The sequence below is a fragment of the Streptomyces sp. NPDC049837 genome (assembly GCF_040674455.1).
Lineage (GTDB): Bacteria > Actinomycetota > Actinomycetes > Streptomycetales > Streptomycetaceae > Streptomyces.
Window position 1 is genome coordinate 230,191 of the sequence record NZ_JBFAMP010000010.1, and the last position, 16,800, is coordinate 246,990.

The following is a 16,800-nucleotide window of genomic DNA, read 5'->3' on the forward strand; positions in this document are numbered from 1 at the left end:
TGACGTGACGTCAGGCGGCGCGCCGCATCGGCGGCACGTGGCGGTGGGCCGGGCGCGGCACCTTGATGGGGCGCGAGCCGGGCCCGCCCACGTGCGAGAAGGGCTGCGTACGCCAGTCGAGCCCCTGCGGGAGGGTCAGCAGCAGGGCGGTGTCCTGCTCCTGGAGCTCCAGGGACTCGTCGGCGGGGCGCGCGTCGGACGCCGCCCGGCCGGTGCCGGTGCACACCGTCAGCACGAACGGGTTCCACGGCGTGGGGCACAGGGCGTGCTCCGGCAGCACGTCCTCGTCCGCCAGCAGCGCGATGGGCTGAGAGCAGTCCGGGCAGATCACCCGGACCATTTCGAAAGTGTCATATGCGTCGAGTTCGTCGTCCTCGTGGGATGCGACCGAATCAACAGGCTCCTGCATGGAGAATCTCCCCCTCGGGTGGGCCGACCAGGCTCTTGCGGCCTCGACCACAGCAAGCAATTCCCTTCCGCTCGCGCGAATAACCATCCGGTCACGAAGGACCCCGGTCACAAACCTGTGGTCTTCGTCACATGCCGCCCGCAGGTGCCCCTCCGAGGTGCCCCGACTGTGCCGGGAGGCACCCGGGGCAATAGGTTGACCGCATGGAGGAGCTGGATCGTCAGATCGTCGAGTTGCTCGTCAAGGACGGGCGCATGAGCTACACCGACCTGGGCAAGGCCACGGGCCTGTCCACCTCGGCGGTGCATCAGCGCGTCCGACGCCTCGAGCAGCGCGGAGTCATCCGCGGCTATGCCGCCGTCGTCGACCCCGAGGCGGTCGGCCTGCCGCTGACCGCGTTCATCTCGGTCAAACCGTTCGACCCCAGCGCCCCCGACGACATCGCGGACCGGCTCGCCGACATCGCCGAGATCGAGGCCTGCCACAGCGTCGCCGGCGACGAGAACTACATCCTCAAGGTGCGGGTGGCGACCCCCCTGGAGCTGGAGCACCTGCTCACCCGGATCCGTTCGCAGTCCGGCGTTTCCACCCGTACCACCGTGGTGCTCTCCACCCCGTACGAGGCCCGGCCACCCCGCGTATAGCCGCGTATCTAGGCTGGTCACCATGACCGAGAGCGAACACCGCACCGTGCTCCTGCGCGGTGGAGACGTCCACAGCCCCGCCGACCCCTTCGCCACCGCGATGGTCGTCGAACGCGGCCATGTCGCCTGGGTGGGATCCGAGGGCGCCGCCGACGCCTTCGCCTCCGGCGTGGACGAGGTGATCGACCTCGACGGCGCCCTGGTGACCCCCGCCTTCACCGACGCGCACGTCCACACCACGGCCACCGGGCTCGCCCTCACCGGCCTCGACCTGTCGGACACCCGTACGCTCGCCGAGGCCCTGGAGCGCGTACGGGCGCACAGCGCCGCCCGCCCCGCCGACCGGGTCCTCCTCGGCCAGGGCTGGGACGCCGCCCGCTGGCCGGAACAGCGCCCCCCGTCCCGTACCGAACTCGACGAGGCCACCGGCGGCCGGCCGCTCTACCTGCCGCGCGTCGACGTCCACTCCGCGGTCGTCACCACCGCCCTCCTCGACCTCGTGCCCGGCGTCACCGAGCTCCCCGGGTACCACCCGGACCAGCCGCTCACCGCCGCCGCGCACCACGCCGTACGGGCCGCCGCCCACGCAGCCGTGACCCCCGGCCAGCGCGCCGAGGCCCAGCGCGCGGCGCTGCGCCGGGCCGCCTCCCTCGGCATCGGCACCGTCCACGAGTGCGCGGGCCCCGAGATCTCCGACGAGGACGACTTCACCGCCCTGCTGGCCCTGGCCGCGGCGGAACCCGGCCCCCGGGTGGTCGGCTACTGGGCCGACACGGACGTCAAGCGGGCACAGGCACTGGGCGCCCTCGGCGCGGCCGGAGACCTCTTCGTGGACGGCTCCCTCGGCTCCCACACCGCGTGCCTGCACGAGCCGTACGCCGACGCGGGCCACACCGGTACCGCCCACCTCGACGCGGCCGCCGTCGCCGCGCACGTCACCGCCTGCACCGAGGCCGGGCTCCAGGCGGGCTTCCACGCCATCGGGGACGCCGCCGTCAGCACGGTCGTCGAGGGCGTACGCGCCGCCGCCGAGACGGTCGGCCTGGCACGCGTGCGTGCCGCCCGCCACCGGGTCGAGCACGCCGAGATGCTCACCCCCGAGACGATCGCCGCCTTCGCCGAGCTGGGCCTCACCGCCTCCGTGCAGCCCGCCTTCGACGCCGCCTGGGGCGGTGAGGACGGCATGTACGCCCAGCGCCTGGGCGCCGAGCGGGCGCGCACGCTCAACCCGTACGCCGCGCTGCTGCGCGCCGGTGTGCCCCTGGCCTTCGGCTCCGACAGCCCCGTCACCCCGCTGGACCCCTGGGGCACCGTCCGGGCCGCCGCCTTCCACCGCACACCGGAGCACCGGATCTCGGTACGCGCGGGCTTCACGGCCCACACCCGGGGCGGCTGGCGCGCCACCGGCCGGGACGACGCCGGGATCCTGGTGCCCGGGGCTCCCGCCGACTACGCGGTCTGGCGCACCGGCGAGCTGGTCGTCCAGGCGCCCGACGACCGCGTCGCCCGCTGGTCCACCGACCCGCGCTCCGGAACGCCCGGCCTGCCCGATCTCACTCCCGGCGCCGACCTGCCCGTCTGCCTGCGGACCGTCGTCGCCGGACGCACGGTCTTCCTGCGACCGAACGAGTGACGTAAAGGCGGCGCGCGCCCGCGCCGCCGCTCCCGGAAGGTCGTCCGCGACCTGCGGATCTTCCCCTCTGACCTGCTGTTTCCGTCAATCGCCGCAGGTCGGGCGGGTGTTGACAGCGAGCGGTCGGCGGCGGGTAGGTTCGGCCGGGTCCACCACAGGACGTCCGACCGGTCGACCTCCACGCAGTCGTCGAACGCCGCTGGGCCATGGGGTGGTGTGCCGCACCGGTGCACCACCACTGGGAGCCAGGTCCAGCGCCCGCGCCTCGGGGGCGAGGGAAGGTTTTCGCCGGCTGGAGGTCCCCCCTGCTCCCCAGGAGCTCGGGGGAGGTGCGACCCGGGTGGGGCCCGGACGTTCAGTAGACAACGGCTCTCGGTCGACCCGCAGCCAGCGGGCCCCAGGTCGGCCCGAAGGACGTCGGGGCCCACTCGCGCCCGCCCGGTCCCCACCCGCCGGATCCCCTTTCGTACCGCCGCCGCGACGGGTCCCGCCGGGGGCTCGCTATGGTGGTGATCCGTGTACGGACGTAAGGGGCAGCAGTGAACGACGGTGGCCAGAGGCGCTACGGCCCGCTCGGCAGAGCCTTGGTGATCATCCCGACCTACAACGAGGCCGAGAACATCAAGCCGATCGTGTCCCGGGTGCGCGCCGCCGTGCCGGACGCCGACATCCTCGTCGCCGACGACAACAGCCCGGACGGCACCGGCAAGCTCGCCGACGAGCTGGCCGCCGAGGACGAGCAGGTCCACGTCCTGCACCGCAAGGGCAAGGAAGGGCTGGGAGCGGCCTACCTGGCGGGCTTCCGCTGGGGCATCGAGCACGGTTACGGCGTCCTCGTGGAGATGGACGCCGACGGCTCCCACCAGCCCGAAGAGCTGCCCCGGCTGCTGACCGCCCTCAAGGGCGCCGACCTCGTCCTCGGCTCCCGCTGGGTGCCGGGCGGCCGGGTCGTGAACTGGCCCAAGTCCCGCGAGTTCCTCTCCCGTGGAGGCAGCACGTACTCGCGCCTTCTCCTCGACGTGCCCATCCGGGACGTCACCGGCGGCTTCCGGGCCTTCCGCAAGGAGACCCTGGAGGGCCTCGGCCTCGACGAGGTCGCGTCCCAGGGGTACTGCTTCCAGGTCGACCTGGCCCGCCGCGCGGTGGCCGCCGGGTACCACGTGGTCGAGGTGCCGATCACCTTCGTCGAGCGGGAGCTCGGCGACTCCAAGATGAGCCGGGACATCGTCGTCGAGGCCCTGTGGCGGGTCACCGCCTGGGGCGTCACCTCCCGGGCCGGCCGCGTCCTGGGCCGCAAGCGCTGATCGGCCCTTTACGCCGTCCTGGCAGGCTCCCAGGCACACTGGGGGCATGATGAACGGCGCACCGCCTCCTCTCGCCCGCAAGCCGCGCTCACGCGCCCGCAACCTCGTCCCTCTGGGCATCGCCGCCTGGCTGGTGCTGGAGATCTGGCTGCTCACCCTCGTGGCCGCCGAGGCCGGCGGGCTCGCCGTGCTCGCCCTGCTCGTCGGCGGCGGCGTGCTCGGTGCGGCGGTGATCAAGCGTGCCGGGCGGCAGGCCTTCCGTACGCTGACCGAAACGCTCCAGCAGCAGCAGGAAGCGGGCCCCGGCGCGGGCCCCGCCGCCGACCGGGCGAGCACCGGAAACGGCTTCCTGATGCTCGGCGGGCTGCTGCTGATGCTGCCGGGCCTCATCTCCGACGCGGTGGGCCTGCTCCTCCTCGTCCCCCGCGTCCGCACCATGGCCGGGCGGTACGCGGAGAAGGCCCTGGAGCGCCGCGTGCGGGCCGTCGTCCCCGGCTACGGCATCCACCGCCCCGACGGCAAGGTCGTCCAGGGCGAGGTCATCCACCCCGACACCCCCCACAACGACGAAACCCCCCGCCCCCCGCTGCCCCACTGACCCCAGCGGCCGGGGGGACCGACGCGGGGGGGAGGGGGGAAGCCGCACCCGGGTGGCCCGCGGTGTGGCCCCCACCGTGGGGCACGGCGCGCACGCCCGGGACGCCGCCGGGGGCCACGTGAGCCCGGGCGCGCAGGGCGAAGCCGCCGCAGACCACGCCGCCCCTGGCGCAGGGCAAAGCCGCGGGGCGGCGGTACACGTGGTGTACCGCCGCCCCGCGGCTTTGCTCGTGGCGCTCGTGCGGGTGCGCTTACGCGGACTTCCGGCTGTCGCGCGGATGCACGGCGATGTTCATGGCGCCGGAACGCAGGACCGCCAGCCTCTCGGCCAGCACCTCCTCGAGCTCCTCGCGGGTGCGCCGCTCCATGAGCATGTCCCAGTGCGTACGCGCCGGCTTGCCCTTCTTCTCCTCGGGGCCGTCCCCGTCAACGAGGAGTGCCTGGCTTCCGCAGACCTTGCACTCCCACTCCGGCGGAATCTCCGCCTCGACCGAGAACGGCATCTCGAAACGATGCCCCTTCTCGCATGCGTACTCCACCGCCTGGCGCGGGGCCAGATCGATGCCGCGGTCGGTCTCGTAGCTGGTCACCACGAGGCGCGTGCCGCGAAGAGCTCGCTCACTCATGAATCGTGCCTCCCGGGCTTGTCGCCCACAGGACAGGTGTCGCTGTCGTCGTCATCCGGTCAACGTCCGGTCGGCGGTAAAGATTCCCGTTGCGGGTCATGCGTCGCCCGTCGTGCCGCCCCTTTTTGTACCCACCAGTGCCCGGTTTGTCACATCTGGCATCAGATGTCACCCAGCGTCTTTGCTTACAGAGCACGCAGTAACGGTCCGCCTGGCAGGCCAAAGGCGTACACTACCGGCCTTTCACTTCCGCGTCTAAATCCGGTCCGGCACCGGGTTCCCCGCGGCGGCCACCGCGCGCCGCACGGGCACCCGCGCGAGGAGGATGAAGCCCAGCGCGAAGAAGATCACCAACGAGATGATGGCGTCCCGGTAGCTGCCGGTGAGCTGGTACGCGAGTCCGAACACCAGCGGCCCCAGCCAGCTCAGCCCGCGGTCGCTCATCTCGTAGGCCGAGAAGTACTCCGCCTCCTTGCCGCGCGGCACCAGGTGTGAGAACAGCGACCGCGACAGCGCCTGGCTGCCGCCCAGGACCAGCCCGATCGCCGCCGCCAGCGCGTAGAACCACACCGGCGCCCCGGCCGGCAGGAAGTACCCGGCCGCGAGGATCAGCGTCCACAGCGCCAGCGAACCGAGGATCGTGCGCTTCGCGCCGTAGGTGCGCGCCAGGCGGCCCATGCCCAGCGCCCCGGCGATGGCCAGGACCTGGACCAGCAGCACGGCCGTGATGAGGGTGGTCTGTTCCAGGCCCAGTTCCTCCGATCCGTAGATGGAGGCCTGTGAAATCACCGTCTGCACACCGTCGTTGTAGACGAGGTAGGCCAGGAGGAAGGAGAGCGTCAGCGGATGCCGGCGCATGTCGCGCAGCGTCGCCAGCAACTGCCGCCAGCCCGAACCGACCGCGCCCTCGCCTCCGGGCGCCACCCGCCGGTCCCGCAACCGCCGCAGCGGTACGAGGGTGAAGGCGCCCCACCACAGTCCGGCTGAGGCCAGGCAGATCCGGACCGCCTCGGACTCCGAAAGCCCGAACGACTCATGGCCCGTGTACAGGACCAGGTCCAGGACGAGGACGAGAGCCCCCGACGTATAGCCGAACGCCCATCCCCGCGAGGACACGGCGTCGCGCTCCTCGGGTGCGGCGATCTGCGGCAGGTAGGCGTTGTACAGCACCATCGACACTGCGAGTGAGGCGTTCGCCACAATCAGGAGGAAGGCGCCCAGCAGATAGCGGTCCCCGTCCAGGAAGAACATGCCCGCCGTGGCGGCCGCCCCCAGGTACGCGGCCACCGCCAGCAGCGGTTTCTTACGGCCGGTACGGTCGGCCGCCGCACCCGCCAGCGGCATCACCAGCACCGCCAGGACGACCGAGACGGACACCGCGTACGCGAAGACCGATCCCGCGCGGACCGGGATGCCGAGGGGGTGGACGAAGCCGTCCGCGTCCGCCGCCGCCTTGGCGACCGACGTCAGGTAGGGCCCGACGAAGACGGTCAGCACGCTCGTCGAGTAGACGGAGCACGCGAAGTCGTAGAAATACCAGCCGCGTTGCTCGCGCCGGCGGTCGGACGCTCCGGCTTCACCGGCTGCCCGGTCGGCGGTTTCGGCGTCGCTCACGCCCGCCCCCTTCGTCCCCGTGGAGGGAGACGAAAGGCACGCTCAGACCCAGACCCCCCGGTCGGTCAGTACCGTGCGCAACGTCTCCAGATGATCGGTCATGATGCCATCCACCCCCAGGTCGAGCAGAGCGGCCATCCGGTCCGGATCGTTCACGGTCCACACGTGCACCTGAAGTCCCCGTTCGTGCGCGGCCCTCACGAACCGCCGGTCCACCACCCGGATGCCGTTCTGCGTCTCCGGCACCTGCGCCGCCACCGCGCCCGCCCGCAGCGCCGCGGGGATGCCGTACGAACGCAGCCGCAGCCCCAGCACCCCGCGCACCCCGTACGAGGTGGCCAGACGCGGGCCCGCGAGCCGTAGTGCCCGGGCCACCCGGCCCTCGTTGAAGGAGCCGACGCAGACCCGGTCCCAGGCGCCCGCTTTGCGCACGACCTCGATCAGGGGCTCCAGGGCGGGCTCCGCCTTGATGTCCACGTTCCAGCGGGCGTCGGGGAACTCCTCCAGCAGCTCCTCGAAGAGCGGCAGCGGCTCCTTGCCCGCCACGCGCGCGTGGCGCACGACACTCCACGGCAGGTCCCGGATCCGGCCGCGGGTGTCGGTCACCCGGTCCAGCGTCGCGTCGTGGAACGCCACGAGGCGGCCGTCGGCGGTGGTGTGCACGTCGGTCTCGAAGTAGCGGTAACCGGCCGTGGCGGCCCGCCGGAAGGCGGCCAGCGTGTTCTCCAGGCCGTCCGCCGCACCGCCGCGGTGGGCGAAGGGTATGGGGGAGGACGGGTGGTCCAGATAGGGATGGCGTACGCGAGTCACCGCCGCAGTATGGCCTGCCGGGGTTTCCCGGAGGCGACCACGGTGCTTCCGCCGCCCTGACCGGGGATGGCGAAGACGCGCAGGAAGAACTGGGCGAGCGGGCCGATCGTCACGGCGTACAGCACGGTCCCCACCCCCAGCGAGCCGCCCAGCAGGAACCCGGTGAGGACGACGGCGACTTCGATCGTCGTACGGACCAGACGGATGGACCGGCCGGTCAGCCGGTGCAGGCCCGTCATCAGGCCGTCGCGCGGGCCGGGGCCGAAGCGGGCGGCGATGTACAGGCCGGTGGCCACCCCGTTGAGGACGATGCCGGCGACCATGAAGGGGATCTGGGTGAGCAGCCCGTGTACGTCCGGGACGAGCCACAGGGTGCCGTCCATCGCGGCACCGATGACGACGACGTTGGAGACGGTGCCCAGGCCGGGTTTCTGCCGCAGCGGTATCCACAGGAGCAGGACGGCGGCGCCGACGATGGTCAGGACGACACCGATCGACAGACCGGTCAGCTCGGCCAGCCCCTCGTGCAGGACGTTCCACGGCTCCAGCCCCAGACCGCTGCGGACGAGGAGGGCGGAGCTCGCGCCGTACAGGGCCAGACCGACGTAGAGCTGGAGCAGCCTGCGGGTGAGGCGCCGCGGTGTGCCGTCGGAGTCGTCCGTATCCGGTGTGCCGGATGTCGTCGACATGTTGTGCCCCCAATGTGGTGGTGGTGGACTGGTTCATGTCACCCTGTGGCAGGGCTTCGGCCCCCAACCAGGTCCAATTTCAGGAAGGTGGACTGAATTCCATGGCTGAGTGGACTTCGGCGGTGGGCCCGGCCCAACTGGCCCGGCAGCTCAACGCGCAGCAGCCCCGGCCGGCCGGCCCCGGCACCCGTAAGCCGCCCGCCTACCGCGCGCTCGCCGACGGCATCCGCCTGCTGGTGCTGGAGGGCCGCGTCCCGGTCGCCGCCCGGCTCCCGGCCGAGCGGGAGCTGGCCCTCGCCCTGTCCGTGAGCCGTACGACGGTCGCCGCCGCCTACGAGGCGCTGCGCGCCGAGGGGTTCCTGGAGTCCCGCCGGGGCGCCGGGAGCTGGACGGCCGTGCCCGCCGGGAACCCGCTGCCGGCGCGGGGCCTCGAACCGCTGCCCCCGGAGTCGCTCGGCTCCATGATCGACCTGGGCTGTGCCTCCCTGCCCGCGCCCGAGCCGTGGCTGTCCCGTGGCTTCCAGGGTGCCCTCGAAGAGCTGGCGCCCTACGCCCACACGCACGGGGACTACCCGGCCGGTCTCCCCGCGCTGCGGCAGATGCTCGCCGACCGCTACACGGAACGGGGCATCCCGACGATGCCCGAGCAGATCATGGTGACGACCGGGGCGATGGGCGCGATCGACGCCATCTGCCACCTGTTCGCCGGTCGCGGCGAACGCATCGCGGTCGAGTCGCCCTCGTACGCCAACATCCTCCAGTTGATGCGGGAGGCCGGCGCCCGCCTGGTGCCCGTCGCGATGGCCGAGGGGCTGGAGGGCTGGGACATGGCGCGCTGGCGGCAGGTCCTGCGGGACGCGGCGCCCCGGCTCGCCTATGTCGTCGCGGACTTCCACAACCCGACCGGGGCGCTGGCGGACGAGGACCGGCGGCGCGCGCTGGTCGACGCCTCCCGCTCGGCCGGGACGGTGCTCGTCGTCGACGAGACCATGACGGAGCTGTACCTGGAGGAGGGGCTCGACATGCCCCGGCCCGTGTGCGCCTTCGACCCGGCCGGGAGCACGGTGCTCACCGTCGGTTCGGCGAGCAAGGCGTTCTGGGCGGGCATGCGCATCGGGTGGGTGCGGGCGGCGCCGGACGTGATCCGCTCGCTGGTCGCCGCCCGGGCGTACGCCGACCTCGGCACGCCCGTACTGGAGCAGCTCGGCGTCAACTGGCTGATGCGGACCGGGGGCTGGGAGGAGGCCGTATCCCTGCGGCGTGCCCAGGCGCGGGAGAACCGTGACGCGCTGGTCGCGGCGGTACGCCGGGAGCTGCCCGACTGGGAGTTCGAGGTGCCGCGCGGTGGCCTGACCCTGTGGGTCCGCACCGGCGGGCTGTCCGGTTCCCGGCTGGCCGAGATGGGCGAACGGGTCGGCGTACGGGTGCCCTCGGGGCCCCGCTTCGGCGTGGACGGCGCCTTCGAGGGGTACGTACGGCTGCCGTTCACGGTCTCCGGTCCGGTCGCCGACGAGGCCGCCGCACGGCTCGCGGCGGCGGCCCGCCTGGTGCGGGCGGGTGCGAGCGCCGGTACGGGCGAGGCGCCCAGGACGTTCGTGGCGTGAGGCGAGGTGCCCGCCCGAGGCGGGTGCGTCAGCCCGTCGGCGCCGGTTCCGGCCCCTCCGGCACGGCTACCGGGCCCGGGGCCGGTACGGGGTCCGGGGCAGGGGAGGGCTGGCGGTCGGGGAGCAGGTCCAGGACGGCCTGCCGGTGCGCCTCCGCCGTCGCGTCGTCGTACGGGTCGGGCGTCGCCGGCACCTGGAGCCGGAGCACCGGTCCCGTACCGAGCCGGGCGTAACCGCGCCCGGGCGGGACGTGCGGGGTCGGAGTGGTGTGCGGCGCCGCGTCCAGGACGGACCGCACCTGCTCCGGCGCGGCCGGCCCGAGGACGACACGGGCGCGGGTGTGCGCCCAGACCGCCTCGCTGAGCGCCTCCACGCTGTCGAACTGCTCGGCCACGACCACCGTCACGTGGGCCGCCCGGCCGTGCCGCAGCGGGACCTGGAGCAGCGACTGCGGGTCCGTCCGCCCGTCCGCCGCCGCGAGGTGGCCGAACACGCTCGGCCGGTCCAGCAGGATCCACAGCGGCCGCCTGGTGTCCTCGGGCGCCGGGTGCCCGGCCTGCCGGGCCCGGTTCGCCGCGATCAGCCGCCGCTCCGTCTCGTGCGCCGCCCATTCCAGGCTCGCCAGCGCGCCGGCCAGTCCGCACTCGACGGCCAGGACCCCGGTGCGCCCGGTGAGGCAGGCGTACTCGCCGGTCCCGCTGCCCTCGACGATCAGCACGTCACCGTGCTGGAGCGCCTGGAGGGCGATGGACCGCAGCAGTGTGGTCGTGCCGCTGCCGGGCTGCCCGACGGCCAGCAGGTGCGGCTCCGTCGAGCGCGGCCCCGTGCGCCACACCACCGGCGGCGCGTCCCGCGTCTCGTCCCCGTCCCGCACCGGAACGGTCCGCTGCACCGCCTCGGGGTCCGTGAACCCCAGGACCGTCTCGCCCGGCGCGGTGACGAAGCGCTGTGCGGCCACCGAGGTGGGCAGGGCCGGAAGCACCCGCATGAGGAGCTGGTTTCCCTCTTCGTCCCAGTCGAAGAGGTACTCCCGGCCCCGCCCGGACTTGGCGTGCAGCAGTTGCTCGATCCTCGCCCGGGACGCGGCCTCGCCGTCCGTGAAGTACGCCGGATAGGTGATCCTCAGCCGCGTCGGCCTGCCGTCGCCGTCGAACTCGAACTCGCTGAACGCCTTGGCCCAGTCGCCGCCGTGGGCGAACAGCGGGTTCGGGTCCTCCGGGACGGAGAAGTACGGCACCAGCGCCTCGTACAGCGCCCGGAGCCGCTCCGCCTCCGCCTCGTCGGGCCCGGTCCTCGCGACCGCCCGCTCGCGCCCCTGCCACGCCGCCGTGCCCATCACCGAGACCAGGGCCAGCAGCGGCCCGTACGGGAGGAGGGCGACGACCAGCACGCAGGCCGCGACCAGGAGCAGCGCGGGACCGCGCCGTTCCTTGGGGGTCGCGGCCCACTTGGCGCGCCCGGCCCCGGCCAGTTTCCGCAGGCCGCGGGTGATCGTGATCAGCGGATGGAGGACGTCGGTGGCGCCGTCGGCGGCCGTTCGTGCGATCTCCCGGCCGCGGGCGATCCGGGCGCCGGTACCGCCCGGAAGGGACCGCATGCTCGGAATGCTCCGAAGGTTCGGGATGCGCGGAAGGGGGCGCCGGGCCACGTCGTACTCCTGATCCTGAAGTCGTGGAAGGGGCGCGGGCGTCAGAACTTGATCCCGCCCAGCAGGCTGGCGAGGCTCGCGCCGCCCGCCGTGATGCTGGGTGCGATCGCGGTGCCCGCGAGGTAGAAGCCGAAGAGCGCGCAGACGAGGGCGTGGGAGGCCTTGAGCCCGTCCTTCTTGAAGAAGAGGAAGACGATGATGCCGAGCAGTACCACGCCTGAGATGGACAGGATCATGAGGGGATCTCCTGGGTGAGGGGACAGTCACCTTCAGTACTTCCAGCCTCACAGCAAGTATCTATGTGATAAAAGATGCAAATGGGTGAATTTATGCGCTTTTCACTTGACTGGCGGACGGGGCGGCCGTGTCGCGAGGCGCCTTCCGGCCGCGGCACATCCCTTGCCATGGCCGGGCCGGGTCATGTGCGCACCCGGGCAGTACCCTGTCGGTTCACTCGTACGGCGGCCCCGCCGTACGCACCGGTTCAACCGGGTCCACGCAGGTCAACGCGGCTGTCGCGGCCGCACGCGTCCATGCCTCCATGGCGCGTCAATGAGGTGAAAGGCGGTACGTCCGATGAGTGAAACCCCGGACCCCGAGGTGATCGAGCTGGCGTCCAAGATCTTCGATCTGGCACGGCGGGGCGACGCCGAGGCGCTCGCCTCCTACATCGACGCCGGGGTGCCCGCGGACCTCACCAACGACAAGGGCGACTCCCTCGTGATGCTCGCCGCCTACCACGGCCACGCCGAGGCCGTGGCGGCCCTCCTGGAGCGCGGCGCCGACCCCGACCGCGCCAACGACCGGGGGCAGACGCCCATCGCCGGGGCCGTCTTCAAGGGCGAGGACGAGGTGGTCCGCACCCTGCTGGCCCACGGCGCCGATCCGGAAGCAGGAACTCCATCCGCCGTGGATACCGCGCGGATGTTTGGGAAGGCACACCTCCTGGAGCTGTTCGCCTCCCGGTGAACGGACGCTGAACCCCAGGTGAGAGCGGTGCCGTAAATGTGGTCGCGGTGGCGAAATGGCTGGGTCATCATGACGTCGGGCCCACAGGGGGCCACCGACGAGAGGCAGAGGAAGATGGTCAACACCAAGCGGAAGACGACGGGCGGCTCCACATGTTGCTGCGCGGCCTAGGCAATCACCGTTCCCCGGTCACCCCGGGCCCGGTCTCCTCCGGGTGCGTCGACAGCTTGATGTGAGGCATTTTCCATGTTCGATCCAGTCATAGCGCCGAGCGGTACCCTGCTCGGCCTGTTGCAGAGGGGTCGCGGCGACGGCACGCTGCACGCGCTCGCCGCGCCACGCGCGGAAGCCCTCGCGGCCCTCAACCACTGTGTCCTCGACGACCCGCGCCAGGACTGGCAGGTCGAGAACCGGTCCCTCTACTACGCACGTCTCTACCTGGATCTGCACGGCGGACTCGACGAGATCGAGGCCCACCTGTTCGGTGCCGAGGACCAGCTCGACACCGACGAGGCACGGACCGGGCTCGCGCTCGCCGTCCTCGGCCACCTCGCCGCGTACGGCCGCGAGGACGCCTTCACACTGCTGCGCCGGTACGCCGCGACCGGCACCAACTGGGCCTGGGCGCTCGACGAGCTCGCCCTGCGCGACGACGACTCCGGGCTGCGCGGCCTCGCCGCCCCGATCCTCGCCCGCTTCCCCGCCACCCCGGAGGGCGACGCCGAGCTGGCCGCCGCCGTACGGGACGCCTTCGAGCCGCGCCCGTGGCGGCTGTGGGCCGAGGACCGGCGGGAAGCCATCGGCGCCCGCGTACGAGCGGCACAGGAACAGGGCTCCTTCGACCGCTGGCAGCGCCAGATGCGCCCCACCGGGCCCCGCCCCGGCTGGAGCGTCCAGGCGGTCCTGGAGTGGGCCCAGGAGGGTCTGGAGCGCGGTTCCGTGCTCCATGTGCCGGCCGCCCGCTGCCTGACCGCCGTCGCCGGACCCGACGACCGTCCGCTGATCGTCGAGGCCGCCCGCAGCGGCCCGGACGGCGCCCGCTGCGCCGCCCTGCACTACCTCGCCGAAGCGCGCGACCCCGCCGTGCTCGACCTCATCGAGGCCGCGGCGGCCGGCGACTCCCGCACCGTCGCCGAAGCCGCCGTCGCCGCCTTCGAGCGGATGTGCGGCGACGCGGCCGTCGACCGCGCCCGCGGCTGGGTGCACCGGCCCGACGCGCTCGGCGCCTCCGCGGCCGGCGTGCTCGCCTGCCGGGGCGACGCCCGTGACGCGGGGCTCGTCCTGGGCGCGCTGCGCGAGGCCGTACGGGCCGACGGCCCCGACGCGCCGTCGCTCTACGCCCTCGTCGACGGCACCGGCAGGCTGGGCGTCGCCTGTGCCGCGCCCGTGCTGCGCCACATCTACCGCGAAACCGCCTCCTCCCAGCTCCGCGGGCGCACGGCCCGCGCCCTCGCCGCCACGGACCCCTCCTTCCCGACCGGCTTCGCCGTGGAGTGCCTGTGGGACTGCGAGGAGACCACCAGGGAGATCGCCGCACTGCACGCCGAGACCGGTGACGTACGCGTGGCCGAGCGGCTGCGCCGCCTCGCCGCCGACCCCGCCGAGGAGGACGAGGTGCAGACCGCCGTACGGAGCCGGATCGGACCCGACCTGCCCGCGCTCTGACGCCCCGCGGCGCCCCGCCCGGGGTGCGTGCGGGCAAACGCTCATGGGACGTTCCCCGCATGGAAAGATCCAAGTCGGCGGAGCCACCCCGGGCGCGACGACAACACCCGTATGCGTGTCGTCATCGTCACCGAATCCTTTCCCCCCGACATCAACGGTGTGGCGCACTGCGCCCTGCAAACCGCCCGGCACCTCGCCGCACGCGGCCATGACCCGCTCGTCATAGCCCCCGCCGTCCCGGCCACCACCGCCGGAACGCCCGACGAGGACAGCCCCTGCCCGGTCGTGCGCGTCCCGTCCCTGCCCCTGCCCGGCTACCCCCAGGTCCGGGTGGCGCTGCCCAGCAGGCGGGTGGCCGCCGCGATCGCCGCCCACCGGGCCGACCTCGTCCACCTGGCGAGCCCCTTCGTGCTCGGCGTACGCGGCATGGCGGCCGCCACCCGGCTCGGGCTGCCCGCCGTCGCGGTCTACCAGACCGACCTCGCCGGCTACGCCCGCACCTACATGGGCGCCGGAGAGGGCACCGCCTGGCGGCGGCTGCGGGCCGTGCACGGTGCCGCCGACCGGACCCTCGCCCCGTCCACGGCCGCCGTCCGGGACCTGGAGGAGCACGGCGTGGCGCGGGTACGGCTCTGGCCGCGCGGCGTCGACACCCGCCGGTTCCGGCCCGGGCTGCGGGACGAGGCGCTCCGCCGGGAGCTGGCGCCCGGCGGCGAACTGCTCGTCGGGTACGTGGGGCGGCTCGCGCCCGAGAAGCGGGTGGAGCTGCTGGCCGGGGTGTGCGGTCTGCCCGTCGTACGCGTGGTCGTCGTCGGCGACGGGCCGAGCGGGGGCGCGCTGCGGGCCGCCCTGCCCGGCGCCGTCTTCCTGGGGCGCCGTACGGGCGGCGAACTGGCCCGGATCTTCGCGTCCCTGGACGTGTTCGCGCACACCGGTCCCCATGAGACGTTCTGCCAGACCGTCCAGGAAGCCATGGCCAGCGGCGTCCCGGTGATCGCCCCCGCCGCGGGCGGGCCCCTGGACCTGGTCGACCACGGCCGCACCGGCCTCCTGGTCACCCCGCACGACGCGGGTGCCATACGTACCGCCGTGGCCGCCCTGGCCGCCGACCCGGCGCTCCGCGCCGCGTACGGGCGCGCGGGGAGGGACACGGTCGAGGGCAGGACCTGGGCCGCCGTCGGGGACCAGCTCATCGACCACTACGGCGAGGTGCTGCGCGAGCGGACGGCGGTGGCGGCATGAGCCTGCGCATCGTACGGCTGGCGAACTTCGTCACCCCCTCCTCCGGCGGACTGCGCACCGCGCTCGACGAACTGGGCCGCGGCTACGCGGCCGCCGGTCACGAGCCCGTCCTGGTGATGCCGGGGGAGGAGGAGAGCGACCGGACGACCCCGCAGGGCCGGGTCATCACCCTGCCCGGACCCGTGCTGCCCGGCACGGGCGGCTACCGGGTCCTCGCCGACCGGCGGCAGTTGCGGCGGCTGCTGGAGCAGCTCGGGCCCGACCGTCTGGAGGTCTCCGACCGCACCACCCTGCGCTGGACGGGCGAGTGGGCCCGGCGCGCCAGGGTGCCCGCCGTGATGGTCTCCCACGAGACGGCGGACGGGGTCCTGCGTACGTGGGGGATGCCGGCCGGCCTGTCCGCGCGGGCGGCCGACCGGCTCAACCGCCGCAGCGCGTGGGCCTACACCCGGATCGTGTGCACCACCGAGTGGGCGGAGCGCGAGTTCGTACGGATAGGGGCGCGCAACGTCGTTCGGGCGCCCCTCGGCGTCGACCTGCGCCGCTGCCACCCGGGCCGGCGCAGCGCCGCGCTGCGGGCCCGGTACGCGCCCGGCGCCGACGTGCTGCTCCTGCTCTGCTCCCGGCTGTCGGTCGAGAAGCGGCCCGGCACGGCCCTGGACACGCTCGCCGAACTGCGCGCGCGCGGAATGCGGGCGGCCCTGGTCGTCGCCGGTGACGGGCCGCTGCGCGGCGGCCTGGAGCGGCGGGCGCGGGGGCTGCCCGTCCGGTTCCTCGGACACGTCCCCGACCGGGAGGAGGTGGCCGCCCTCCAGGCGTCGGCGGACCTGTGCCTGGCGCCGGGACCGGCGGAGACGTTCGGGCTGTCCGCCCTGGAGGCGCTCGCCTGCGGCACCCCGGTCGTCGCGAGCGCCACCTCCGCCCTCCCGGAGGTCGTCGGCGACGCGGGCGCGGCCGCCCAGGACACCCCGGCCGCGTTCGCCGACGCCGCGACCAGTCTCCTGGCCCGCCCCGAGGTGAGCCGCCGCGCAGCGGCCCGCGCCCGGGCCGAACTCTTCGGCTGGGACCGTGCCGTGACGGCGTTCCTGGCCGCCCACGACGCCCCCGCCCACCCGGTCCGCACCCCCGGCCCGGAGGTCCCGGCATGACCGCCCCCACGGTCCCGCTCTCCCCGGCGGCCCCGCCGGCCGGCGCGGGGAAGGCGGGCGCGGGGAAGGTCGGAGCGGGGGTGGCCGGCACGTCCGGTGCGGCCTTGTCGCGCGCCGCCTGGGCCCCGGTCCCGGAGGCCGCCGACAGGAGACGGCTCCACGCGCGCGTGGCGCATGCCCGGCCGGTGGACGCCCAGG

16 protein-coding genes are annotated in these 16,800 nt (G+C 73.8%); 9 read left to right on the forward strand and 7 right to left on the reverse strand.

Going from position 1 to position 16,800, the window contains the following annotated elements:
- Positions 1–10: 10 nt before the first annotated feature.
- Positions 11–409: a hypothetical protein gene (locus AB0J57_RS26525; protein ID WP_366130781.1), complete on the reverse strand. Its 399-nt coding sequence runs from the start codon at positions 407–409 to the stop codon at positions 11–13.
- A gap of 203 nt (positions 410–612) precedes the next feature.
- On the opposite strand from AB0J57_RS26525, the gene AB0J57_RS26530 reads away from it, so the two are divergent.
- From AB0J57_RS26530 to fxsA, 4 genes are all read left to right on the forward strand, one after another.
- The gene (locus tag AB0J57_RS26530; RefSeq protein WP_126887834.1) at positions 613–1,053 is read left to right on the forward strand and encodes an Lrp/AsnC family transcriptional regulator; all 441 of its coding nucleotides are present in this window, start codon (positions 613–615) and stop codon (positions 1,051–1,053) included.
- 22 nt (positions 1,054–1,075) lie between these two features.
- Positions 1,076–2,686: an amidohydrolase gene (locus AB0J57_RS26535; RefSeq protein WP_366130782.1), complete on the forward strand. Its 1,611-nt coding sequence runs from the start codon at positions 1,076–1,078 to the stop codon at positions 2,684–2,686.
- Between the two features lie 539 nt (positions 2,687–3,225).
- Positions 3,226–3,990, forward strand: coding sequence for a polyprenol monophosphomannose synthase (locus tag AB0J57_RS26540; protein ID WP_366130783.1), 765 nt, complete (start codon positions 3,226–3,228; stop codon positions 3,988–3,990).
- Positions 3,991–4,036: 46 nt separating this feature from the next.
- Positions 4,037–4,588, forward strand: coding sequence for an FxsA family membrane protein (gene fxsA, locus AB0J57_RS26545; protein ID WP_366130784.1), 552 nt, complete (start codon positions 4,037–4,039; stop codon positions 4,586–4,588).
- Between the two features lie 250 nt (positions 4,589–4,838).
- On the opposite strand, the gene AB0J57_RS26550 is transcribed toward fxsA, so the two are convergent.
- From AB0J57_RS26550 to AB0J57_RS26565, 4 genes are all read right to left on the reverse strand, one after another.
- A complete protein-coding gene (locus AB0J57_RS26550; protein ID WP_026278069.1) occupies positions 4,839–5,213 on the reverse strand; it encodes an RNA polymerase-binding protein RbpA in 375 nt (124 codons plus the stop codon).
- Between the two features lie 255 nt (positions 5,214–5,468).
- Entirely contained in the window at positions 5,469–6,827 is a 1,359-nt protein-coding gene (locus AB0J57_RS26555; RefSeq protein ID WP_366130785.1) for an MFS transporter, read from the reverse strand.
- A gap of 42 nt (positions 6,828–6,869) precedes the next feature.
- Positions 6,870–7,637, reverse strand: a complete 768-nt coding sequence (locus AB0J57_RS26560) for a glycerophosphodiester phosphodiesterase (RefSeq protein ID WP_366130786.1) — start codon at positions 7,635–7,637, stop codon at positions 6,870–6,872.
- A complete protein-coding gene (locus tag AB0J57_RS26565) occupies positions 7,634–8,326 on the reverse strand; it encodes a hypothetical protein (RefSeq protein ID WP_366130787.1) in 693 nt (230 codons plus the stop codon). The genes AB0J57_RS26560 and AB0J57_RS26565 overlap by 4 nt, the downstream gene beginning before the upstream one ends.
- A gap of 101 nt (positions 8,327–8,427) precedes the next feature.
- Here AB0J57_RS26565 and AB0J57_RS26570 point away from each other — a divergent pair, with 101 nt between their 5' ends.
- Positions 8,428–9,930, forward strand: coding sequence for a PLP-dependent aminotransferase family protein (locus AB0J57_RS26570; RefSeq protein ID WP_366130788.1), 1,503 nt, complete (start codon positions 8,428–8,430; stop codon positions 9,928–9,930).
- Positions 9,931–9,958: 28 nt separating this feature from the next.
- On the opposite strand, the gene AB0J57_RS26575 is transcribed toward AB0J57_RS26570, so the two are convergent.
- Both AB0J57_RS26575 and AB0J57_RS26580 read right to left on the reverse strand, forming a co-directional pair.
- A complete protein-coding gene (locus AB0J57_RS26575) occupies positions 9,959–11,527 on the reverse strand; it encodes a hypothetical protein (RefSeq protein WP_366130789.1) in 1,569 nt (522 codons plus the stop codon).
- Between the two features lie 92 nt (positions 11,528–11,619).
- A complete protein-coding gene (locus AB0J57_RS26580) occupies positions 11,620–11,814 on the reverse strand; it encodes a hypothetical protein (protein WP_017949565.1) in 195 nt (64 codons plus the stop codon).
- A gap of 340 nt (positions 11,815–12,154) precedes the next feature.
- Between AB0J57_RS26580 and AB0J57_RS26585 the strand changes: the two genes are divergently transcribed.
- From AB0J57_RS26585 to AB0J57_RS26600, 4 genes are all read left to right on the forward strand, one after another.
- Positions 12,155–12,547 (forward strand): ankyrin repeat domain-containing protein, encoded by a 393-nt coding sequence (locus AB0J57_RS26585; protein WP_366130790.1) that lies wholly within the window; start codon positions 12,155–12,157, stop codon positions 12,545–12,547.
- A 246-nt stretch (positions 12,548–12,793) separates the two neighbouring features.
- On the forward strand, positions 12,794–14,212 hold the full coding sequence (locus AB0J57_RS26590) for a HEAT repeat domain-containing protein (protein ID WP_366130791.1): 1,419 nt from the start codon (positions 12,794–12,796) through the stop codon (positions 14,210–14,212).
- A 111-nt stretch (positions 14,213–14,323) separates the two neighbouring features.
- Positions 14,324–15,454 (forward strand): glycosyltransferase family 1 protein, encoded by a 1,131-nt coding sequence (locus AB0J57_RS26595; protein WP_366130792.1) that lies wholly within the window; start codon positions 14,324–14,326, stop codon positions 15,452–15,454.
- The gene (locus AB0J57_RS26600) at positions 15,451–16,602 is read left to right on the forward strand and encodes a glycosyltransferase (protein ID WP_366130793.1); all 1,152 of its coding nucleotides are present in this window, start codon (positions 15,451–15,453) and stop codon (positions 16,600–16,602) included. Before AB0J57_RS26595 ends, AB0J57_RS26600 begins: the two co-directional genes overlap by 4 nt.
- The last annotated feature ends 198 nt before the right edge of the window (positions 16,603–16,800 follow it).